At 54.7% G+C, this 23,048-nt stretch carries 23 protein-coding genes; all 23 read left to right on the forward strand.

The genetic code is table 11. The features are described 5' to 3' along the window. The first annotated feature begins 17 nt into the window (after positions 1-17). The 23 genes from amrB (at position 18) to RDU76_04345 (ending at position 22,963) form a co-directional block, all read left to right on the forward strand. Positions 18-863, forward strand: coding sequence for an AmmeMemoRadiSam system protein B (gene amrB / locus RDU76_04235; GenBank protein ID MDQ7798139.1), 846 nt, complete (start codon positions 18-20; stop codon positions 861-863). A gap of 25 nt (positions 864-888) precedes the next feature. Further along, entirely contained in the window at positions 889-1,452 is a 564-nt protein-coding gene (gene amrA / locus RDU76_04240) for an AmmeMemoRadiSam system protein A (GenBank protein MDQ7798140.1), read from the forward strand. Between the two features lie 38 nt (positions 1,453-1,490). Next, a complete protein-coding gene (locus RDU76_04245; GenBank protein MDQ7798141.1) occupies positions 1,491-1,805 on the forward strand; it encodes a hypothetical protein in 315 nt (104 codons plus the stop codon). A gap of 3 nt (positions 1,806-1,808) precedes the next feature. Further along, a complete protein-coding gene (locus tag RDU76_04250) occupies positions 1,809-2,339 on the forward strand; it encodes a zinc ribbon domain-containing protein (GenBank protein ID MDQ7798142.1) in 531 nt (176 codons plus the stop codon). Positions 2,340-2,357: 18 nt separating this feature from the next. Then, entirely contained in the window at positions 2,358-2,729 is a 372-nt protein-coding gene (locus RDU76_04255) for a hypothetical protein (GenBank protein MDQ7798143.1), read from the forward strand. Between the two features lie 263 nt (positions 2,730-2,992). Further along, on the forward strand, positions 2,993-5,077 hold the full coding sequence (locus tag RDU76_04260; protein ID MDQ7798144.1) for a M6 family metalloprotease domain-containing protein: 2,085 nt from the start codon (positions 2,993-2,995) through the stop codon (positions 5,075-5,077). 106 nt (positions 5,078-5,183) lie between these two features. Beyond that, positions 5,184-5,423, forward strand: a complete 240-nt coding sequence (locus tag RDU76_04265) for a hypothetical protein (GenBank protein MDQ7798145.1) — start codon at positions 5,184-5,186, stop codon at positions 5,421-5,423. 7 nt (positions 5,424-5,430) lie between these two features. Further along, positions 5,431-5,847 carry an alternative ribosome rescue aminoacyl-tRNA hydrolase ArfB gene (gene arfB / locus RDU76_04270; protein MDQ7798146.1) on the forward strand — a complete coding sequence of 139 codons (417 nt, stop codon included), beginning with the start codon at positions 5,431-5,433 and terminating at the stop codon, positions 5,845-5,847. Between the two features lie 48 nt (positions 5,848-5,895). Next, positions 5,896-6,786, forward strand: coding sequence for a hypothetical protein (locus RDU76_04275; protein ID MDQ7798147.1), 891 nt, complete (start codon positions 5,896-5,898; stop codon positions 6,784-6,786). 65 nt (positions 6,787-6,851) lie between these two features. Continuing rightward, positions 6,852-7,490, forward strand: a complete 639-nt coding sequence (locus tag RDU76_04280) for a hypothetical protein (protein MDQ7798148.1) — start codon at positions 6,852-6,854, stop codon at positions 7,488-7,490. A gap of 15 nt (positions 7,491-7,505) precedes the next feature. Continuing rightward, a complete protein-coding gene (locus RDU76_04285) occupies positions 7,506-8,426 on the forward strand; it encodes a nitroreductase family protein (GenBank protein MDQ7798149.1) in 921 nt (306 codons plus the stop codon). A 118-nt stretch (positions 8,427-8,544) separates the two neighbouring features. After that, positions 8,545-9,165, forward strand: coding sequence for a TetR/AcrR family transcriptional regulator (locus RDU76_04290; protein ID MDQ7798150.1), 621 nt, complete (start codon positions 8,545-8,547; stop codon positions 9,163-9,165). Positions 9,166-9,210: 45 nt separating this feature from the next. Continuing rightward, a complete protein-coding gene (locus RDU76_04295; protein MDQ7798151.1) occupies positions 9,211-10,215 on the forward strand; it encodes a sodium:calcium antiporter in 1,005 nt (334 codons plus the stop codon). A 32-nt stretch (positions 10,216-10,247) separates the two neighbouring features. Next, complete coding sequence (locus tag RDU76_04300) at positions 10,248-11,387, forward strand: cation:proton antiporter (protein MDQ7798152.1); 1,140 nt, start codon at positions 10,248-10,250, stop codon at positions 11,385-11,387. Between the two features lie 32 nt (positions 11,388-11,419). Next, positions 11,420-13,648: a trehalose-6-phosphate synthase gene (locus RDU76_04305; GenBank protein ID MDQ7798153.1), complete on the forward strand. Its 2,229-nt coding sequence runs from the start codon at positions 11,420-11,422 to the stop codon at positions 13,646-13,648. 21 nt (positions 13,649-13,669) lie between these two features. Then, positions 13,670-14,506: a DUF5752 family protein gene (locus RDU76_04310; GenBank protein MDQ7798154.1), complete on the forward strand. Its 837-nt coding sequence runs from the start codon at positions 13,670-13,672 to the stop codon at positions 14,504-14,506. A 1-nt stretch (position 14,507) separates the two neighbouring features. Beyond that, a complete protein-coding gene (locus tag RDU76_04315; GenBank protein ID MDQ7798155.1) occupies positions 14,508-15,740 on the forward strand; it encodes a glycosyltransferase in 1,233 nt (410 codons plus the stop codon). Continuing rightward, positions 15,737-16,474 (forward strand): trehalose-phosphatase, encoded by a 738-nt coding sequence (gene otsB, locus RDU76_04320; protein MDQ7798156.1) that lies wholly within the window; start codon positions 15,737-15,739, stop codon positions 16,472-16,474. The genes RDU76_04315 and otsB overlap by 4 nt, the downstream gene beginning before the upstream one ends. Next, positions 16,471-18,192 (forward strand): chloride channel protein, encoded by a 1,722-nt coding sequence (locus RDU76_04325; protein MDQ7798157.1) that lies wholly within the window; start codon positions 16,471-16,473, stop codon positions 18,190-18,192. Before otsB ends, RDU76_04325 begins: the two co-directional genes overlap by 4 nt. A gap of 82 nt (positions 18,193-18,274) precedes the next feature. After that, complete coding sequence (locus tag RDU76_04330) at positions 18,275-20,062, forward strand: YgiQ family radical SAM protein (GenBank protein ID MDQ7798158.1); 1,788 nt, start codon at positions 18,275-18,277, stop codon at positions 20,060-20,062. Between the two features lie 6 nt (positions 20,063-20,068). Next, entirely contained in the window at positions 20,069-20,698 is a 630-nt protein-coding gene (locus RDU76_04335; protein MDQ7798159.1) for an adenylate/guanylate cyclase domain-containing protein, read from the forward strand. A gap of 9 nt (positions 20,699-20,707) precedes the next feature. Next, complete coding sequence (locus RDU76_04340; GenBank protein ID MDQ7798160.1) at positions 20,708-21,685, forward strand: methyltransferase domain-containing protein; 978 nt, start codon at positions 20,708-20,710, stop codon at positions 21,683-21,685. 27 nt (positions 21,686-21,712) lie between these two features. Beyond that, on the forward strand, positions 21,713-22,963 hold the full coding sequence (locus RDU76_04345; protein ID MDQ7798161.1) for an MFS transporter: 1,251 nt from the start codon (positions 21,713-21,715) through the stop codon (positions 22,961-22,963). The last annotated feature ends 85 nt before the right edge of the window (positions 22,964-23,048 follow it).

The following is a 23,048-nucleotide window of genomic DNA, read 5'->3' on the forward strand; positions in this document are numbered from 1 at the left end:
ATAAGGAGGTACAAGCAATGGATATAAGAAGTTCCATCATCGCCGGGAGCTGGTATCCGGGAGAAGCCGATAAGCTGTCGGCCCAGATAAAAAAATATCTTGCTGCGGCAACGAAGGTCGAAAGCGAAGGCCGGTTGACGGGCATCATAGTCCCCCATGCCGGATACATGTATTCCGGACCGACCGCGGCCTATGCCTACAAGAACATCGATCCTGAAAACATCTCCACCGTTATCATGGTGGGCCCCAGCCATAGTGCCTATTTCGAGGGGGCGGCGGTCTATGGCTTCGGTGCCTGGGAGACGCCGCTGGGAAAGACCGAGATAGACTCCAAGTTGGCCGAAGAGATAATTTCCCATGATCCAAAATATATCAATGACAATCCCGGAGCCCATGCTAAGGAGCATTCGTTGGAGATACAGCTTCCGTTCCTGCAATCGGTGTTGAGGTCGGGGTTCAGGATCGTGCCCATAATGCTCTACGACCAGTCACTGGCCTCCTGCGACCGCTTGGCCCAGGCCATGGCCGGGACGGTCAAGGGGCGGGACGATGTCCTGCTGCTGGCCTCTAGCGACCTGTCGCACTACCATTCCCAGGCCGAGGCCCAAAAGCTCGATAAATTGGTAGTGGACGACGTGAAGAAATATGACCCGGAAAAGCTGGCCGGAGACCTGGCCTTTGAAAAATGCGAGGCCTGCGGAGGCGGCCCGATAGTGACCGTAATGCTGGCATGCCGTTATCTGGGGGCGGATAAATCCGTGGTCTATGACTACCGGACCTCCGGCGATGTGACCGGAGACAAGGGCCAGGTGGTGGGGTACCTGGCGGCGGGGCTTTATAAAAGCAGGGTAGCAAAGGTTTAAAGTTATAAAGGTTCGAAAGGTTGAAATGAAAGACAGGTTGACAGCGGAAGAGAAAAGGGAGCTTTTCCGGATAGCGCACCAGTCAATAGAAGCCGAGGTTAAGGGGAAGGATGCGCCAAAATTCAAGCCTTTGACCGCCAGGCTGGCCGAACTGCGGGGCGTTTTCGTCACCCTGAAAGAGGGCGGCAATCTGCGGGGCTGCATCGGATATATAGAGGGCATAAGGCCGCTGTATCAGGCGGTGGCGGAGATGGCGGTAGCGGCGGCCACCGGGGACCCCCGTTTCCCTCCGGTGACAACAAGAGAGTTGCCGGAATTGGAGTATGAGATATCGGTATTGACCCCCAAGAGGCAGATAGATTCGCCCGAGGAGTTCATGGTAGGCAAACATGGGATCATAGTCCAGCGGGGAGGGCGCTCAGGGGTGTTTTTACCGCAGGTGGCGGCCGAGGAGGGCTGGACCCGCGAGGAGACCTTGTCCTACCTGTGCCTGCACAAGGCCGGTCTGCCGGCCAACGCCTGGAAGGATAAGGAGACGAAGTTGTTTGTGTTTGAGGCGGAAGTGCTGGAGGAAAAGGATATCAGATAAATGCAGAATTCAAAAAATAAAATATAAAATATATCATCATGCGACAAAAACAGATCATCGAAGAAATGGCCCTGCTGGCCGAAAAACTGGGCCTCAATATCAAATTCGACGAATTCGACGGGCGGGGCGGCTGGTGCCGGGTCAAGGACAGCCAGCGGATAATCATCAACCAGCGGCTGGGGCCGCAGGAACAGATAAAAATATTGTCCCAGATCCTGGCCGGTCATCAGATCGAGGAGCAATCCATGGCTCCCAAGATCCGTCAGCTTATCGAGGAGGCCCGGGAGGAACTGCAGCCGGCCTTGGACATATCGGACAATTCTTCCCAAGGAAATAACAAGCCTAAGGAGTAATTCATGGACCGGACGCCGAACGATCTGATCTCCTGCCGGGAGTGCCAAAAGACGGTCAGCCCCAACGCTCGGAGCTGCCCCCATTGCGGGGCGCCCCAGCCGGCCAACCAAAGCTGGAACGGGTGGGGGTTCGACTGGAAGTCCAAAACCTCCTACTACGGCTGGCCGCTGGTCCACATCTCGGTGGGCAAGGACCGCCACGGCAAGCTTCGGGTGGCCAGGGGCTGGATCGCCATCGGGCAGTTCGGCATCGGCGCCATAACCATCGCCCAGTTCGGAGTGGGGATAGTGTTCGGCTTCGGGCAGATCATCCTGGGAACCACGGCCATCGCCCAGATCGCGGTAGCCCTGCTGTTCGGGATGGGGCAGCTGGCCACCGGCTACATCGCGGTGGGACAGATCGTTTTCGGATACTACGGCCTATGCCAGGCGGGCTTGGCGGAGCATCTCTGGAGCCAGAAGTTCCGGGATCCCGAGGCGGTGAGGTTCTTTCTGGGCCTAAAAAGACAGGCCTTAGCGTTAATCGGAAAATAACAAGATCGGAGGATGAGTATGTCAGTCTCTGGAAAATCAGTGGCGGTATATATCATAGCTGGGGTATTGATATTCTTCGGAATATTGTTCCTGATGTCGGCCCGGGCCGAGTACACCGCTAATCCGGGAAGCCGGATCATCACCGGTCTGGTACTGATAGGGACCGGCATATTTGGGGCGGTGATGGTAAAACGCAACCAGCCAAAACAGAAGATCGAGATCATCCAGAAGATAGAACTCTCCGGTTCGGTCAAGCCCGAGGAGATGAAATGCAAACAATGCGGGGCTCCGTTGGACAGGAACTCGGTGGAGGTCAAGGAAGGAGCCGTATTCATTAATTGCCCCTACTGCATGGGGACCTATCAGATCACCGAAGAACCAAAGTGGTAAAAATATAATAAAGCAATGCAAAATCTGCTTGCATCATAAACCGTTTATTCCCATATGGTTATGATATAGTGTTGACAAGTGTATATATATTGCAAGCCTTGGGAGTAGTAGCCTTTATCTCAGGGCGTTTTTTATATTATTAACGTGTTAATTCCCATAATGTTATATGTTCATTAATAATTGATATGGGCATAAAATATGCATGAATATTTTAATAATGAAGAAAACTTTTACAATACTGAAATTATTTTAAGGAGAAAAGTATGAAAACAGTAATGTCTGCTTTGCTGTTTTTGTTTGCTTTGACTAATTTATCCTGGGCTATGCCCCCACTGGAGGGGATCAAGGAACCAGAGGCCTTAAAGGCTATGCGGCTGAAAGGAATGGACAGTCCCAAGCGTGGCTTGCTTCAGCAATTGATAGCCAAGGGCGGCGAGGCCAAGATCTCGGGCAGCCGCAGTTATCCGGTGATACTGGGATATTTCACCGACCTGGCGGCCACCAACACCCAGGCCGAGTTTCAGGCCATGCTGTTCAACCGGGGCACAGGGGTCAAGTCGGTCAACAATTATTACCGGGATATGTCCTACAACGCCATGAGCTGTTCCGGTAAGGTGGACAACTGGCGCACCAGCAACAACACGGTTGCTTATTATACCCAGGGAACCTATTATGGTATGAAAAACGGCACCACCCAGAACACATATGAGTTTATAAACAAAGTATTGGTTCATGCCGATTCATTCACTAACTTTGCCGACGCCAATTTTGATCAAGACCACGACGGTTATGTTGACGTGCTGTGGGTGGTTCATGCCGGCAAAGGGGCCGAAGAGGGTGTCACAACCATCTGGTCCCACAGCTTTTATCTGACAGGATTCACCGGGGGTACTTATTACACCACCAAAGATATCAGCCCCTACACCGGCACTGCGGTGCGGATAAATGACTATATCATAATGCCCGAGCGTACCAATTACGCCGATGGCAACAGCGGAACCACCGAAATGATCGGGGCTGGTGTTTTCTGCCACGAGTTTGGGCATGCCCTGGGACTGCCGGATCTTTACGACACAGGAGACAGCGGACCGGGGATCGGTAATTGGTCCATCATGGCAGGCGGCAGCTGGGGCGGCAATGGCATCACCAACGCCACTCCGGTCCAGATGGACGTCTGGTGCAAGCGCTTTTTGGGCTGGATCACGCCCTTGAATATCACCAAAAACCAGGGTTTTTCTTTCAGCGCCACCCTGTCCGATTCCCATCACACTACCGCCCGGCTTTCAAAACTTGGCAGCATGGCCACCGCTCAGTTCTGGCTTATTGAGGACCGCCGTTCGGTGGCCACCGGCCCGGTGAGCGGAGTGGCTTGGGATCAGTATATTTACAGTTCCGGACTGGCAATTTACCATATCGACAGCACCTATACTACCACCACCTATCTGAATGCCAATACCGTCAACGCTTCAAATACCCGGGCCTACGGCGTGGCATTGGAGGAAACCGACCAGACCTCGGCCAGCTATACCTCGGAGCTGTACAACGGCACCAACCAGGGCGATGCGGCCGACATGTGGAACAGCACCACCCAGGCCAATTTCGACAGCACCGGCACGGCATATCCAATTACTTACTTAAACGACGGGACCAGCCGTTCCGGTACCGCGGTCCGCAAGATACCGGCGGCGGGCAAGGGAGGGGATTTCAGCAAGGCCATGTTTTGCACCTTGTATGTGATACCGGGGCAGCCGCCGGTTCAAGCCGTGGAACTGAGCTATTTTACCGGTACGATCTCCGGCAATAAGCCCTTGCTATCATGGCGAACCGAGAGCGAGTATTACTGTTCACAGTGGGAGATATCCCGGACCAAGGATTCTGAGGGGGAATACAAACTGCTGGCCAAGATACCCGGTAGTTTGACCTCCAACCAGCCTCAGGAATACAGTTATACCGATGAAAGCCTGTCGGAGGGAGGGAGCTATTATTACCTGCTTACGGAGGTGGATGTCAACGGCGAAAAAACACCCTTCGGACCGGTGAATATCGTGGTTTCGTCCTTTGTGAAAAGATCGGAACTGGCGTTACTGCCCTGCTATCCCAATCCCAGCCGGGGTGGTGTAACGTTCAGATATTCCTTGCCGCAAGAGGGGTATGTGGCCATCAAGATTTTCAACATTCTGGGGCAGGAGGTTAGAACGATTCATGTTGGCCACAGCCAGTCTGGCCCTAATGCTGTGCCCTGGGATGGCAGGGATAATAAAGCAAACTTTCTGCCCAACGGGATTTACCTATATCAGTTGGTTTATGGCAATCAAAGGGTCACCCGGAAGCTGAGCATTCTTAAGTAATCTGTAATGCTTGAAATCGCCCTATCTTTAGGGCGATTTTATTTTTACTATTGAAATCATTTGAGATACGTGGTATTTTAATGAAAAATATAATAAAGGATCTTTTATGAAGAAAAATTGGTTGCTGGCGGTATTCCCGGGCGCTTTGGCGCTGATGGCCATCTCTCTGGTGGTGGCCCTGTTGATAGTAAAAATATTGTGGGCCTGGACCATCCCCGACCTGTTCCCCGGCGCGGTGGAGCAGGGACTGGTGGTGAAAAGCATCTCCTGGCTGACGTCACTGAAAGTGGCCATATTGGTGGTGGTATTTGCCGGCATCGCCGGGGTGCGCAAGGACCGGGGCTGAAATAAAAATGTCCTTTAGCGAGATCAAACCGGATAGCAGTGATATCGAATATCATTTTGTCCGCAGCTCCGGACCGGGCGGGCAGAACGTCAACAAGGTCGCCACAGCGGTCCAGCTGAGATTCGACATTGTCCGCACCCGGGCCTTGACCGAGGCGGTGAAACAGGGGATCTTCAAGCTGGCCGGGAACCGGATCAATGCCCGGGGTATCCTAATAATTGATGCCCGCAAGTACCGCACCCAGGAGCGCAACAAACAGGACGCCTTTGACCGTCTGCGGGCCCTGATCCTGAGGGCATCAGCCAGCCCTAAAAAAAGGGTGGCTACCAGGCCCAGCTATCGATCCAAGCTGAAACGGCTGGAGGGGAAACATCTTCAGGGGCTTAAAAAGGACGGCCGGAGAAAACCCGCCCCGGTCGATTGATCCTTTAAGCCGGCATCAGCGGCCTCTAACCATGTTAACGGAGGAGTTATGTTTGATAACAAGGAAAAACTGATGCAGAAAGTGGCGTCACTCCCCAAGGGCAGCCTTTCGCCCAGCCGCCGCTATTGGTGTCTTACCTGCAAGATGCTGTTCAGCATCGATCATCCGGTATGCCCCTACATGCCCAAGATGTGCATCAATACTCCCATCCCCATTGAGGTGATGCCCCTGGAGTCGTCCCTCTGCCTGGAAAAACTGGGACTTTTTTACCCCAAGATCCCCCAGAAAATAATGTCCTTTCTGGTTGTCGGCGATTTTGGCCAGAGCGGTGACGGATTGTTTAACGCCTACCTGGGGTTTTTGAACGACTGGGGGGTAAAATACCGGAACGAAAAACTTCAGACCATAAAAAGCTTCATCATCATGGTGAGCGGCTGTGAAACAGCCCAGCGGGTAACGGCGGAGGAGGTCACTTTTATAATCACCGACCTGGGAAAAATCTGGGATAAGGATAAGCTGTTCGCTTTGCTGAACCCGGTAATTTCCCTATTCAAGGATGTTTTGAGCATCAGCCAGACAATCAACCTCGACGAATTGGAGGTCACCGGCGATGCCCCGTCCGGAAAGTACCACTGTCCCATGTGCCGCAAATTCTTCGAGTTCTCCACCCAGCGTGCTAACATCACCTGTCCGCTGATGGCCCAGAAATGTATGGCCGCCCCGGCTGATATCGCTCAGGCCAAGTACCGGCTGGAGGATCTGGCCAAGGTCTATCAATACACGCCGGATATTTATAAAAAACTGATATCGGCCTTTCCCCAAAATCCCGCAGCGGGTAAATATCTGGAAAAACTTTTGACCGATGAATGGCATTTCGATCCGGATGAATTTGCCCTGGGTCGCATAAAATCCGCCTTGGGATTGGATGAATCCCGATAGCTTGACAGCCGCCAACCGGCGGCTTTTCCCTTGTATTCTGCCAGTAAATAAGTTACAATAAAAACATGAGATCATTGAAGAGCGTATCATTTGCCGTCGGGGTTTTATTAACGGCATCCTGCGCCGGGCCGTATATCAGGAGCCGGGAGATGCCCCGGGAGGAGATGCAGCGGCGGCAGGAGATCGTGGAATGCGCCAAAGGACTGGTGGGAACCAGGGATCTGGCGGGGTTGAACAAGTGCTTCAAGAACGACTGCTCCGGTTTCGCCATAGGAGTATATCGCCTGATGGGCTACCGGGTGGATATCAGATCGCACCGGAAGAACCGGTCCCTGTCTGAAATGCTGTTCTTAAGCCTGCAGGATAAAGGCCTGGCCTACCAGGAATATCAGCCCCATATAGGGGATGCGGTGTTCTTCAAGAATACCACTGATGTGGTCTACGATCGGATAACCCATATGGGATTGGTTGAGGAAATTGAGCCCGACGGCACGGTCATCGTACTGCACTACAGCGCAGGCGGGGTCCAAAGGCTTAGGATGAACCTCAATTCCCCCTACCGGGAAAAGACCGGCAGCGGCAAGGTGATCAATAATTATCTCAGGCGGGATGACGCCGGGGCCGGGAAAAGGAACATATTGGCCGGGGCCCTGTTTCACTCCTACGGCGACATCTACAACTACTGTCGAAGGAATAAAAGATAAAAGCAGGAGAATCAAATGCCAAGCAACAAAATGCCGTCTCATCATGGCATTAAGGAAGAGATCAGGGCCACATATCCCAACCCTACCCTCAAACTGCTGATAGAGCGGGGAAGCTGCCGGAATTTCACCGGTAAAAAGATCCCGCCCAGGATCATGGATCATATATTAAGGGCCGGGATTCACTCCGCCACCGGCGGCAACCTGCAGCCCTATTCGATCATAAAAATAGACAAGGCCGGGACCAATAAAAAACTGGCCGAAATGTGCCAGCAGCCCTTTATAGGGCAGGCTCCGGTCAACCTGTTGTTCTGCATAGATTGGCGGCGCCTGGAACGGTGGGCCAAACTGGAGGGCGCGCCGTTTACCGCCCATAACTCCTTCCGTCATTTCTGGATATCCATTCAAGACACCATGATCTGCGCCCAGAATATCTGCACGGCGGCCGATTCCCTGGGCCTGGGGTCGGTGTACATCGGGACGGTGATGGAGTTTTTCCCGACGCTGAAAAAAATGTTCAAGCTCCCGAAAGGGGTGTTTCCGGTGGTCCTGTTGACCATGGGCTATCCCAAGATCAAACCGAAACCCAGGAAGAAACTTACCCCTTCGGCGGTGGTGCATAACGAAAAATATTCAGAACTGGCGGATGCTTCATTACTGAAGGCTTTTAGCGATAAATATCCGGAGGTAAAAATCGAAATAACCCCCGAGCGCTTGAAGCGGTTCGAAAAAGTCTGTCTAAAGGTGGGGGGCAGGAAGTTTGCGGATAAATGCCTGGGCCGGGTCAAAAAACAGGGATATTTCAGCCCGGTGCAGCGCTATTTCGGGTTGCACTACGTGGCCGATCTGATGGCCCAGGGGAATGACCGTTTTCTAAAGCAATTTGAAAACTTCGGGTTCGGGTGGTTCCGTGATTTCAAGCTGAAGGGCGGGAGATGATGCAATCGTGAGGGTAAAATGAAGCCGCTGCAAAGCGGCTCTTTTCTATCTGGGTTGACATGGCTTGAGTCTTTTGATATAATGTAAGTAAGTGTTAACTAACATAGGGAAGATCCCCATGCCGAAGCCCAAGACCCGCAAACCAACAGAGACCAGAAAGAAGGAGATCGTGGCCACCGCCCAGAAATTCATGATGGAGCGGGGGGTTTACGCTATCACTCTTAAGAATATCGCCTGCCTTAACGGGATATCCGAAGCGGCAGTATACCGGCATTTCAAGAGCAAGCGGGATATACTGGCAGCCATCATTGACGATGTGGAGGTCAAAATGATGGAAGCCTTTGACCAGGCGGTGGTCCGGGACTCCGATCCCTTCAAAAAACTGAAGGATATCATGAGGTCCCATCTAATTTTTACCGAGAAGAGGAAAGGGGGCCTGTTCGTCATCACCTCGGAATGCATCCATCTGAATGATGATCAGTTAAGGAAAAAGATACTGAAGGTGATAGACAACTATACAAACCGCATCGGGGGGCTGCTTAACGAGGCCCGATCCAGGGGCCTGGTCCAGCCGGAGATGGGCATCAAGGATGCCAGCCTGATGTTTTACGGGCTGATCCAGACCGCGGCCACCGATTTTGCCCTGCGGAACTACGATGTTCCGCCCATCAGCAAATTCGAACATCTGTGGCGTTTCTTTTGCAACGGGATCAATTATTGTAAGGATGGCGCTAATTGAAACCAATGTCAAATTGTGAAATGTTAAACATTAAAGAGCCCTGATATGTTTTTAATTTGGTTCAAACTGGTATTGCTGGTAGCCGTGATCGTCCTCGCCGGCTCCAGACTGTCGCGCTACGGCGACATTTTGGGCGAGAAGCTGGGGCTTTCTGGCAGCTGGATAGGAGTGGTGCTGCTGGCAGCGGTGACCTCCCTGCCCGAGTTGTTCTCGGGCATCTCCTCCTCGGCCCTGGTGCGCCAGCCGGATCTGGCTTTGGGAAACATCTACGGGGCCTGTGTGATGAACCTGGTGGTGGTGGCGGTGATCAGCACCTTGCATACCGAGGGCCCGATATCGGCCAGGGTGGGCCGGGAGCAGTCGCTGAGCGCCGCCTTGGGCATAATCGCCGTGGCCCTATCCGGTATCGGCCTGTTCGTCAGCCGGCGGATATTGCCGATATCGCTGTTCGACGTGGGCCTGTTCTCCTTCGCCATATTCATATTCTATCTGGTGGCCCAGCAGATGATATTCCGGCACGAGAAAGAGAATCCCAGCCAGCGGGGTGAGGTCCAGTATTCACATATCACCCTGAGAGGGGCGGTGATCCGGTTCTGCCTGGCGGCGGCTGTGATCGTGGCCGCCGGACTGTATCTGCCGATGGTGGCTGATGAACTGGCCGGGGTCATGGGCTGGGGCCGGTCTTTCGTAGGCACCGTATTCATGTCGCTGGCCACCACCAGCCCGGAACTGGTGGTCTCCATCAGCGCCCTCCGGATGGGCCAGGCCGGAATGGCCCTGGGTAACCTCTTCGGCAGCTGCATATTCAACATCAGCCTGATCTTCATTGATGACATCTTCTATCATGGTGCAATAATGGCCGATGCTTCTCCCACCCACATATTCACCGCCTTCCTGACGCTGGCCATGATGGGAGTGGCCCTGACCGGACTGCTGTTTCCAGCCAAGAGAAAGGGGCTGATCAAGGTGGGCTGGGATGCGGCGGTTATTTTCGGCCTGTACCTTTTGGGGATATATGTTATCTTCAAGATGGGCCTGACCCTGGGTTGATCAATTAAGCAAACATTGCAGGATCATCATCGATGGAAAGATACATCAGCGACATAAGCGTGATAGTGGTGTTTTCGGCGGTGCTGTCGTGGCTGGCGATAATCTCCCGGCAGCCGCTGATCATAGGCTATCTGGTCTGCGGTGCCCTGATCGGCCCCTGGGGCTTTAAACTGGTGAAGGACGTAAGCTTTGTCAACGCAGTCTCCCAGCTGGGGATAATCCTGCTGTTATTCCATGCCGGACTGGTCCTGCATCCCCGGCGCCTGAAACAACTGTTCAGGCCGGCGGTCCTGATAACCCTGGGACAGAGCCTGCTGGTATGGGCTGGGGCGTTTTTATTGTCCCTGCTTTTCGGCTACAGCCTGAAGTCCGGAATCATCATCGGTCTGACCATGATCTTCAGCAGCACCATTCTGGTGGTCAAACTGATCCCCACCACCACCCTGCACCACCAACGGATGGGGGCCTTCGCCATCGCCATCCTGATCGCCCAGGATATCATTGCGGTCGGCTTTCTGGCGCTGATCAGCGGCACCGGCCATCCTCTGTGGCTTTTGGTGAAGGGGCTGGTTCTGGCGGCGGCGGCCCTGGCTTTTGAACACTTTCTGCTGCGAAAAATAATGAGCCGGGTCCAGCACTTTCATGAGGTTCTTTTCCTGATGGCCCTGGGATGGGGTTTGGGGCTGGCCCTGGCCGCGCACCTGATAGGATTCTCCCCGGAGGCGGCGGCCTTCATCGCCGGGGTGGCCCTGGCCAGGGAACCGCTGGCTCTGTTCCTTTCCGAGGGGCTAAAGCAGTTCCGGGACTTTTTCCTGGTCTTCTTTTTCTTCGTACTGGGCGCCCAGTTCAATTTTGCCCAATCCCTTTCCATAATAATTCCGGCCCTGATGCTGTCCCTGGCGGTAATGGCCATCAAAATATTCAGCTTTGAAACACTCTTCCGGCTGGCGGGGGAGACGAAAAAATTTTCCCGGGAGGCCGGCGTCAGGTTCTCACAGTCCAGCGAGTTCGCCCTGATCATCGCCGCCGCACTGTTCGGGTTGGGCCATATAGACGGCAGGGCCTGGCAGACGATACAGATTGTGACCATCTTCACCATGGTCATTTCCTCCTACCTGGTGGTCTTCATCTATCCTACGCCGCTGGGTGCGGAGGGTTTGCAGAAAGTGTGAATCCCTTAAAAATCTTATTTTGATAATATAATATGAAGTTCAACTTTACCATAATAATTTCGATATTCATCGCCGTCAGTCTGGTGGTGCTGGGGTTTACCCTGGCTCAGGTCTACCAGGAAAGGCAGAGGTTGGATATTGAACTGGAACAAAGATCAAACCTGCTGGGTGAAGCTTTGTCTGAAAGTATATCCGATCAACTGTCCCAAGAAAATTATAAAAAAATCAGACAGTTGGTGACCAAGTTCAATCAGAAACAAAGACTGCTTGGTTTGGCTATTTATAACGTCAAGGACAGCCTGGTGGGACTATCTCCCGGCATTGAAGCATACCTGTCATTTACCCAGGATCCATTCAAGGTAGCACTGGATTCCGACAAAAGTTTCGGCCGGCAACACAAATTAGATTCCCTGCATTTTTATTTATACGCCATGCCTATCCATGATGAGGACAAACTGGTCGGAGCCGCTGTAATATTGCAGAATATCGATTATGTACAAAAGAGGCTTGAAGATATCTGGAGAAATAATTTCATCCGATTGCTGGTTTTGGCTCTGGCGGTTGCTTCTGTGACCATGCTGGTGATCCGGTGGAGCATCTTCGCACCGATGACCCGGATGGTGGAATGGATGCAGAACCTGAGGGAACAAAAGCCTTCAGCCGGGGCCGTGATGCCCTCCCAGGATTTCTTCTCCCCCCTGAGCCGGGAGGTGTCCCACATGGCCGAGAGTATTCTGGAGGCCAGGGAGGCGGCCGAGCAGGAGGCCCGGCTCCGGGCCATGGGAGAATCGGTATGGACCCCGGAAAGGCTCAAGGAAGAGATGCGGACCCTGCTGGATGACAAGCAGCTGGTGGTGGTCTCCAACCGGGAGCCTTACATGCACAACCGGAACGGCAAGAGCATCGAATGGATAATGCCGGCCAGCGGGATGGTCACCGCCATAGAGCCGATCCTAAAAGCCTGCGGGGGGACCTGGATAGCCTCCGGCACCGGAGATGCCGACCGGGATGTGGTAGATCAGGACGACAAGGTCCGGGTGCCGCCCGATGATCCCCGGTATAATTTGAAGAGGCTGTGGCTGTCCAAGGAGGAGGAGGAGGGATTTTATTACGGCTTTTCCAACGAGGGGCTGTGGCCCCTGTGTCATATCGCCCACACCCGTCCCATATTTCGCAAGGAGGACTGGCAGTACTACCAGCAGGTCAACCAGAAATTCGCCGATGCCGTGCTGGATGAGGTCGCAGGGCTGGAGGAGCCGCTGATCCTCATCCAGGACTACCATTTCGCCCTGCTGCCGCAGATGCTGAAATCTAAAAGACCCGATGCCCGGGTGGCCATCTTCTGGCACATCCCCTGGCCCAATCCCGAGTCCTTCGGGATCTGCCCCTGGCAGAGGGAGCTGCTGTACGGCATGCAGGGGGCCGACCTGATAGGGTTTCATACCCAGTTCCACTGCAACAATTTTCTTGATACCATGGCCCGGGCCGTGGAATCCCAGATCAACTGGGATAATTTTACCGTCAGGGTGGGCGGACATACCACCCTGGTAAAACCCTTTCCCATCAGCATCGCCTTTACCCTGTTGGATATGGAACGGGTTCCAGAACATCAGGCCACCAAGGAGGACCTGTTCAAGGAACACGGCATCAAGGCCGAATTCATGGGGGTGGGCGTCGACCGGCTGGATTATACCAAGGGCCTGATGGAGAGGTTTTTGGCAGTGGAGAATTTTCTGGAGAGATGTCCCGAATATCAGGGTAAATTCACCTTCGTGGAGCTGGGGGCTCCCAGCCGGACCCATATCAAGCGTTATTCCGACCTGGTGTCCGAGGTGGAGAAGGAGATCGAGAGGATAAACTGGCGGTTCAAAGGCAAGGACTGGAAGCCGATCCTGTTCCTGAAGGAGCATCACAGCCACCAGCAGATCGCCCCCTATTACCAGGCGGCCGACCTGTGCATGGTCACCTCACTGCATGACGGCATGAACCTGGTGGCCAAGGAATTCATCGCCTCCCGCAGCGAAGGCGACGGGGTGCTGATCCTGAGCCGGTTCACCGGGGCGGTCCGGGAGATGAGGGATGCCCTGATAATCAACCCCTACGATATCGAACGCACCGCCGAGGCCATCAGGTATGCCCTGGAGATGCCGTCAGAGGAGAGGAGACAGAGGATGGGGAACATGCGCCAGCATCTGCTGAAGCATAACATCTACCTCTGGGCGGCCAGCCTGATCAGAGAGCTCAGTGCAGTAAGAGTATAATATTATTATTCAGGTGATGATATGCGAAACACGGCCCAAAGCCCCTTCATTTTCATGACCTCGTCCTCCCTGGTGACCATCACCGACCGCCGGGCTGGCAATATCAAAGAGCTGCTGGAGGGCATCCGCGAGGTCAGCGGGTCGTCCATCTACCACCACAGCCACCAGGTATACCGCGAATGGCAGACCTTCGGACGTCCGCCCATCCACGATTTCGGATACTGGGTGGGTGAGGTGATCCGGGAAAAGGGGCTGGGGGAAAGGCTGGCGGCGGTGGACCCCACCCAGTACGACGACATCAGGAGTTTCCGAAACCGCCTGGCGGAAATAATTGAAGAGCATCTGGCCAGCGATCCCATAATAAACCAGGCCCCCCCGGGGAGCCAGTTCAATTTCTGCGAGTCAACTTCGGTGATCCTGGATACCGGCACCAAGGCCGGGAACCTGGATGAATTCATCCAGGCCCTGGGAATGATCACCCGACGCTCCCTGTATTACCACCTTTTCGAGGCCAGGATCAGGCTGCACCGTTTTGACAACGACTTTTCCATCTGGCTCAGGGAGCACCTGGAGGCCCCGGAAATAGCCGATGAGATCTCCAAGCTGGACATTTCGGTGTACAGCCTGGAGCAGATCAGGGGCCACCTGTTCATCATCCTGGGGAGACACCGGGGCGTGCCTCCCAGGGAGCTGGTGAAAAAAGTGGTCCAGCTGCCGGCCGAGATGATAGAACTGCTGATGGATACCATATCCTATCCGGCCCGCAGCCTTAACCGTTTTTTTGATGACCAGATAAAACTAAAGGACCTGCCCGATCTCCGGGCCAGAGGCAATAACCGAAAGGGAGGTGATAAGTGATATGGCTTTAGCCAAACTGGACGATTATCGCCAGGTGGTGGGCGATCCCGAAATTGAGGAGATGCGTGCCATTGCCCGCCAGCTGAAGGGCGCCCGGATGAAACATATCAACTCCACCTCGGTGGGCGGTGGAGTGGCGGAGATCCTGCACCGGATGGTGCCGCTGCTCAATGAGATGGGAATACTGGCCAGGTGGGAGGTGATCAAGGGAGGCGACGATTTTTTCAATATCACCAAGGCTTTTCATAATGCCCTCCACGGCAAAGCGGAAAATATAACATCGGAGATGCTGCGGGTCTTTGCGGATTACAACCGTAAAAATGCCGAGGAGATGGACTTTTCGCAGGACGATTTTGTCTTCATTCACGATCCCCAGCCCATCTGCCTGATAGAGAAAAGGACCAAATCCAAGGCCCATTGGGTGTGGAGGTGCCATATCGATATTTCCACCCCCCAACCCGACCTGTGGCAGTTCCTTAAAAATTACGTTGAGCGGTATGAGGGAGCGGTCATCTCGTCTCCCAGCTTTTCCCAGAGACTGTCGGTTCCCCAGTTTCTGATCCCGCCTTCCATCGATCCGCTGGCCGACAAGAATAAGGAATTGGAGCCGCGATTCATCAATTCGGTATTCGAAAAATACGGTATTGACCGCCAGCGGCCGATCGTAACCCAGATCTCCAGGTTCGACCGCCTGAAGGACCCGGTGGGCCTGATCAAAGCCTTTAAGATGGCCCACAAAAAACTGGACTGCCAGCTGGTGCTGGCCGGGGGCGGGGCCACCGACGATCCCGAGGGCCTGCTGGTGCTGGAGGAGGTCAAGGCCGAGGCCGAAGGCCGTCCGGACATCCATATTCTCCACCTGGCCCCGGGGGCCGACCTGGAGATCAACGCCTTGGTGAGGGGCTCCTCCATCATCGTTCAGAATTCCATCAAGGAGGGCTTCGGCCTGACGGTTTCCGAGGCCCTGTGGAAGGGCAAGGCCATCATCAGCCGGCCGGTGGGGGGCATCACCCAGCAGGTGCTGCACGATGTCACCGGTCTGCTGGTCCATTCCACCGAGGGGCTTGCCTATTCCATCCGCTATCTGCTGGCCAATCCGGACTGGGCTGCGGCCCTGGGCAAGGCCGGCAAGGAGTTCGTCCGGGGCAATTTCCTGATCACCCGCCATCTGCGCCGTTATATGCTGGTGATGCTTTCCACCAGGTTCTCCGGGCAAAAGAAGATATACCTATGATCCTGCTGATGCTGGATTTCGACGGGACCCTGGCCCCCATCCGCCCCCGCCCCGAAATGGCCAGGCTTCCGTCCGGCACCCTTAAACTGCTTGACAGCCTGGGCCGGTCTTCTGATATAACACTGGCCATCATCAGCGGAAGGAAGCTGGCCGAGCTGAAAAAACTGGTGCCGGTCCGGGGCATGTATTATGCCGGATGTCACGGCCTGGAGATCAGCGGGCCGGGATTTAAATTCACCCATCCCCGGGCCAGGGCGGCCATCCCCCATCTGAAATCCCTGCTCAAAGATCTGAAGGGTTTGGAAAGCAAACTGCCAGGGGCCTTGATAGAGGACAAGGGGCTGTCGGTGGCCCTCCACTTCCGTAACGTGACCGGGGAATATATTCCTTCTATGAACGAACAGATCTCCGGGTTGCAAAAAAAATATCCCCGTCTGCTCTGCCAGCCGGGCCGGAAGGTCTATGATTTCAGGCCCAATGTATCCTGGGACAAGGGGCGGGCCGTCAAACTGCTGGTGAAAAAACTTTATAATAAGAAGCCATTCCCAATTTATATCGGCGATGATACTACCGACGAGGACGCCTTCCGGGCATTGCGGGGGGTCGGCCTTACCTTGCTGGTGGAGAACCGGGAGAAACCCCAGGGCCGGACCGCAGCAGAATTCCGGCTGGCATCCCCGGCCAAAGTGCTGACATTTTTAAAATCCCTGATTCAATCGAAAGGACTTCCTTGATCGCCAAATTTAAAAAATATGCTCTTAGGGCTACCGAGCGTATTTCTCAGATAGGCCGCCCCACCAGGATACTGCTCTTGGGGGTCGGCTTGGGGATCATCACCGGTCTGACTGCGGTGGCCTTCCGCAGCCTGATCATCTTCTCCAACAGCCTGTTCTTTCCCCACGATCCGCATCAGATATTCCTGATCGGCCGGTGGTGGCGCTATCTGGCTTTCATGATACCGGCCATCGGAGGTCTGTTGGTGGGCGGCATTATGTACCTTTTCTTCCGCCAGGAGGAGCCGTTATCAGGAGTTCCCGAAGTGATGGCCGCAGTCTCGCTGAAAGGCGGCCTGCTCAATCCCAGGATGGGCCTTAAGAGCCTGCTCTCTGCCATCACCATCGGCTCGGGCGGCTCGGCCGGTCCGGAGGGCCCGATAGTGGAGATCGGCTCCTCGCTGGGATCATATCTGGGGCAGAAACTGAAATTGACCGGCAATGAATTGAGGCTGATGGCGGGATGCGGAGCCGCTGCCGGAATTGCCGCGGTCTTCGGGGCGCCTCTGGGCGGGGTGTTCTTCGCTCTGGAGATCATCCTGGGCGAATTCGCCATCAATACCTTTGCACCGGTGGTGCTTTCGGCGGTGGCGGCCTCGGTCATCTCCCGTACCTTTTTGGGCGACCAGCCGGCCTTCCAGGTGACGGCGGTAACCTCGCTGGGCTCGCTCTATGACATCATCCCCTTTTTGGTCCTGGGCCTTTTATCCGGACTGATATCGGTGCTTTTCATCAATGTCCTCTACAAGGGGCAGTCCATGTTCGGCCGGTATAAATTCTCCTCCTGGCTGAAGCCGGCAGTGGGCGGTTTGATGGTGGGGGTGCTGGGCCTGGCTCTGCCCCAGGTCCTGGGCGAAGGGTATCATTCGGTAACCGCCATTTTGAATGGAAACATACTGTGGTGGACCGCCCTGCTGCTGGTCTTTGCCAAAATACTGGCCACCTCATTGACCCTGGGCTCCGGCGCGCCAGGGGGGTCGTTTGCCCCGGCCGTTTTCATCGGGGCGATGCTGGGCGGGGCCTTCGGCCAGCTGCTGGCGATTTTGTTTCCCGGGTTCTTTGTTTATAATGCCTCCTTCGCCCTGGCCGGGGCCGCCGGGGTGGTGGCCGGGGCCCTAAACGCTCCGCTGACCGCCGGGCTTATCATCTTCGAGATCACCGGGACTTACAAGATAGTGCTGCCGGCCATGATCGTGGTGGCCATCTCGGCCATGATAACCAAGCGGATGAAGGGTTCTTCGGTCTACACCCAGGCCATGTTCAAGGCCGGACTGCCGGTGGACCAGCTGCGCCGCCACAGCCACCTTTCCTCGGCCACCTGCCGCCAGGCCATGAAAAGGGACATCCTGGCCATTCTGCCCCAGATGTCCCTGCATGACATCATCAAGGCCATCAGCCGGACCGACCAGCTGATACTGCCGGTGATAGACGACAACAATAAGTATCTGGCCTCGGTCAACTGGTCGCAGCTCCGGCTGTTCCTGGAGGACGAGCAGACCGGCGGGCTGATTATCGCCCATGACGTGATGATAAAGGTCCCCCAGGTCAAGGCCGATGACAGCCTGTCGCTGGCCCTGATGCACCTGATCAAGAACGACATGCAGGAGATCCCGGTGGTGGAGGATGGTAAATTGGTGGGGCTGATAGGGAACAAGGAGATATTAAAAGGGGGGTTCTGATATCTTTTAATGAGCAATTAACCGCCGATCCCGGCGGTTTTTTTTATTGCATTTGTCTACGCCGGATGCTATCCTTACAGCTATGAATTATCTGCCCATGACAAGATCGGAGATGGACTCCCTGGGCTGGGAACAGTGCGATATCATCCTGGTCTCCGGAGATGCCTATATGGACCACTCCTCATTCGGCCCGGCGGTGATCGGCCGGGTGCTGGAATCTCAGGGCTTCAAGGTGGGCATCATTGCCCAGCCCGACTGGCATTCCACCGCCGACATCCTCCGCCTGGGCAAGCCCCGGCTGTTCTTCGGGGTCACCTCCGGCAACATCGACAGCATGCTCCATCATTACACCGCCAACAAGAAACTGCGCCACGACGATCCCTATTCCCCCGGAGGCCGCCACGGCCTGCGGCCCAACCGGGCGGTCATAGTCTACTCCAACCTGATCCGCCAGGCCTACAAGGATGTCCCGATCGTTTTAGGCGGGATAGAGTCCTCCCTGCGCCGTTTGGCACACTATGACTACTGGGATGATGCGGTGCGGCGATCGATCCTGTTCGACGCCAAGGCCGACCTGCTGGTCTACGGGATGGGGGAGAGAGCGGTGGGCAGGATAGCTCAACTGCTGAATGCAGAATGCAGAATGCAAAATGCAGAATTACAAAGCATACCCGGAACGGCGGCTATTTGCCGAAGTTCGGAGCTTCCGAAGTTCGGAACTTTGGAATATGCCGAGCTGCCATCGTTTGAGGAAGTGTCAAGTTCAAAGGAAGCGTTCAACCAGGCTTTTGTCATTGCCTCCCACGAGGCCAATCCGTATTTCGGCAAAAGGCTGCTGCAAAAGCACGGGGACCGGTACCTGCTGGTCAATCCCCCGGCCCTGCCGATGAACTCCGAAGAACTGGATGCCGTATATGCCTTGCCGTTCCAACGCCGGGTCCATCCGTCCTACACCGAGCCCATACCGGCATTTGAAACCGTCAAATGGTCAGTAACTTCCCATCGCGGTTGTTATGGTGGCTGCAGTTTCTGTACTTTGTTCTTTCACCAGGGGCCTATCATTCAATCGCGCAGTATTGAATCAATTATAAATGAAGCCGAACTGCTGGCCAGAGACCCAAAATTCAAAGGGGTCATCAGCGACATCGGCGGGCCCACCGCCAACATGTACGGCACCGGGTGCAAAGTCAGTGGCCGGGAGAAATTCTGCCGGAAGCCCAGCTGTCTGGCGCCACAATTGTGCGAAAATTTAAAACCGGGCCAGCATGCCAGCGTCAAGCTGTGGCACCAAGCATTGAAGGTGCCGGGGGTCAGAAATATTTTCATAGCCTCGGGAGTGCGGTACGACCTGGCACTGCACGATCACAAATATCTCAGGGAACTGGTGCAAAAGCACACCGGGGGGCATCTCAAGGTCGCCCCCGAGCATTGCTCGGCCCTGGTGCTTAAGCAGATGAACAAACCGGGGATAAAAGTTTTCCTTGAGTTTCTGGATATCTTCCGCCATTTAAGTAAAAAGGAACAATACCTGGTGCCGTATCTTATCTCCAGCCATCCCGGCTGCCGGCTGGAGGACATGCTGGAGCTGAAGCGCTTCCTTAAGAAGCACGGCCTAGCCGTGGAGCAGGTCCAGGATTTTATCCCCCTGCCCATGACGACCTCGGCCGCCATGTACCATACTGGTAAAAATCCCTATACCGGTGAAGACCTTTTCGTCGAGCGGACTGCGGCCGGGAAGCTGAAACAGAGATATGCGCTGGAGGCGGGCCGGGGCGACCAGTGGGAAGATGGAGGCCGATCAGCAACCGGGAAAATGCTGACCGATAGATCAGGTCAGATCGGGAATAAACGCAAACATATTAAAAGGTAGTATCTGATGATATACCTGAAAAAGATCAAACCGGGATCCTCCGAGGACAAACTGGAGAAGCTGGTCAAGGAAAGGCTCACGGCGGGCGCCGACAAAAAGGAGATCGACCGCCGGATATGGGACCTGTTCGGCGGGGAGTACTGCGTGATGTTCACCGATCTTTCCGGATTCTCCCGCAACGTGGCCCAGTTCGGGATAATTCACTTCCTGCAGACCATCTACCAGTCGGAATGTGTCCTGGCGCCGGTAATTGATGAGAACGATGGCCTGGTGCTCAAGTTCGACGGGGACAGCCTGCTGATAGTCTTCCGGGACGTGCCCCAGGCGATTACCGCTGCCGTCGCCATGCAGAGGAAACTCAAAACATTCAATATGGACAAGTCCCAGGAGGAAAAAGTGCTGCTCTGTATCGGGCTGGGTTACGGCCCCATGCTGAGGATAGGGGATTCGGACATCTTCGGGGCCGAGGTCAACGCGGCCAGCAAGCTGGGCGAGGACGTGGCGGAGGCCGGGCAGGTCCTGGTCACCGAGAGCGTCAGAAAGAGGGCCGGCGATATTCCGGGTATCTCATTTGAGAAGGTTGCCCAGGCCCCCGCCTGGATGGGCAAGGCCTATGATCTGAAATATATCGCCTGAGGAGGGGACATGATCGGGAAAAATCAAAAGACAGCGGTGAAAAAACCGGCCAAGAACAAATGGTCTAAAGGCCTGCACAAGAAGGCGATCATAGACCAGAGAAAATTCATGTGGGAGCCGGAATACGTTGCCCTTATAGCTAAATGGGTGGGTTTCAAACCGGGCCAAACGGTGGTTGACGTGGGTTGTGGCTTAGGATATCTAGGAACGTTATACTGGCCCCATTTTGGCAAGGGTGGTAAATATTGCGGGGTGGACGTCAGCCCGAAGCTGGTAGCCCAGGCCACGAAGCTTTCCCAAAGCTGGGCCAAGGGCGGGAAAGCGGAATTCAAGGTTGGCGACGCCTATAAATTACCATATCCAGATGAATCTGCAGATGTCGTAATGTGCCAGACCCTTCTGATGCACTTGGCCGATCCTCAGAAATCAGTGGATGAGATGTATAGGATATTAAAACCGGGTGGTACCGTTTTGTGTAAGGAGCCGGACAATCTGTCCTGGTCGTTACAACACACATTCACGTCACTTCCGGAATTACCAGTGGAGGATGAAATGTTTTTCCGGAAAATAGATTTTATTTATACCCAGGGCAGGGCAAATTTGGGGCAGGGTTATTTTAATGCTGCCCCCCGGGTGCCGCTGTGGCTGAAAGCTGCCGGGTTCAGCCAGATTGACGCCAAGATAGCAAGCCAGGCATCGCTGGGGATTTCGCCATATGAAACACCCAGGCAAAAACATGAAATCGCCGAGAGGAAGGAATCGATTCGCAGGAGCAAGGAGCCCAGTTATAAAAAACAGGCAAATGAACACTTCAGAAAAACATTTTTTGCCGGGGGAGGAACCCAGTCTGATTATGATAAGTACCTGAAATTGCGTAAAAAAAATAAGCCAAGGGAAAAACTCTATGAACAACAAATAAAGAACGGTTCATATTATTGGTTCAATGCCCGGCAGCTTTTTGCCATAAAAGGGCATAAACCCAAATAGAAGCAGCATAAAACAGGACATCAATTTATGGCTGATCAAAAAACACCATCGCTCTGGAACCGCAATTTCCTGCTGCTGTGGCAGGGCCAGCTGGTCTCCTCCCTGGGCGACAATTTTTACGCCATTGCCCTGGGCTTCTGGGTGCTGGAGAAGACCGGCTCCACCGGCCTGATGGGCACCCTGATGGCCGTCTCCACCCTGCCCCGGGTGCTGATCTCTCCCTTCGCCGGGGTGTGGGTGGACCGGACCGAGCGCCGGTCGCTGCTGATCGCCATGGACGTGATCCGGGGAGTGGCCTCGGCCGGGATCGGTCTGGCGGCCTTTGCCGGGCATCTTGAAATATGGATGGTCTTCGCCGCCGGCATAGTCTTAAGCGTCTGCGGTTCGTTCTTCGGGCCGGCGGTCAGTTCGGCCATCCCGGACATCGTGCCGCCGGAGCAGATCGTCCAGGCCAACTCGGTGTTCAGCCTGGCCTACAACGGCAGCAGCATCATCGGCACGGCCGGCGGCGGCTTCCTGTACCAGGCGCTCAAAGCCCCGCTGATGTTCCTGTTCGACGGGTTTTCCTACGTCTTCTCGGCGGCGGCCATACTTTTCATGAAGATCCCGGCCGTCAGGCACCAATCCCAGAAGCTGAGCTTCTTTCAGGACATGAAGGGCGGGCTGCTGTTTGTCAAAAGATTCAAAGGGCTCAGATACTCTTTCCTGATCTTCGGGGTGCTGAACTTTTTCGCCAATATCGGGTTCTTTTTGATCCTGCCCATGTTTCAGAAGATATCCTTCCTGGGAGCCGGTAAATACGGGATAGTGATGGGGGTGCTGACCGGGGGGTCATTTTTGGGCTATCTTCTGGCTTCGACCATAAAAATACCCACCGCTAAAAGGTTCCTGGTCTTTTATCTGGGGGCCCTGATGAGCGCAGCCTGCATGGCCCTGTTCCCGGCGCATGTCACCATGATCTACATGTCGGCGATGGCGGCCCTGATAGGGCTGTCAATCGCGGTGGTCAATGCCCTGATCAGCGCGGTGATGCAGATAACGGTGCCCCAGGATATGCGGGGCAAGGTATTCGGCCTGCTGGGCACCATGGCCGGCAGCCTGACCCCCATTGCTTTTGCGGTGGGCGGATGGCTGGGCGAAGTGTTTCCCATAAGGCCTTTGATGTCCGGGTGCTTCATCCTGACCTTCGGGGCTTTCTTCGTGCTGGTATTCGTGCCCTCGGTTATAAGATTCTTTAACTTCGACCCAAGCAAACAGACGCTGGAGGAGATAATGTAGATTTGACGTCACCCCGCCATTGGCAAAGAATCTATATAAGCGGGCAGGCCCGACCCGCGTCTAAGCGCGGGATAAATTCCAACGG

This window comes from Candidatus Edwardsbacteria bacterium (assembly GCA_031082425.1).
Taxonomy (GTDB): Bacteria; Edwardsbacteria; AC1; order AC1; family EtOH8; genus UBA2226.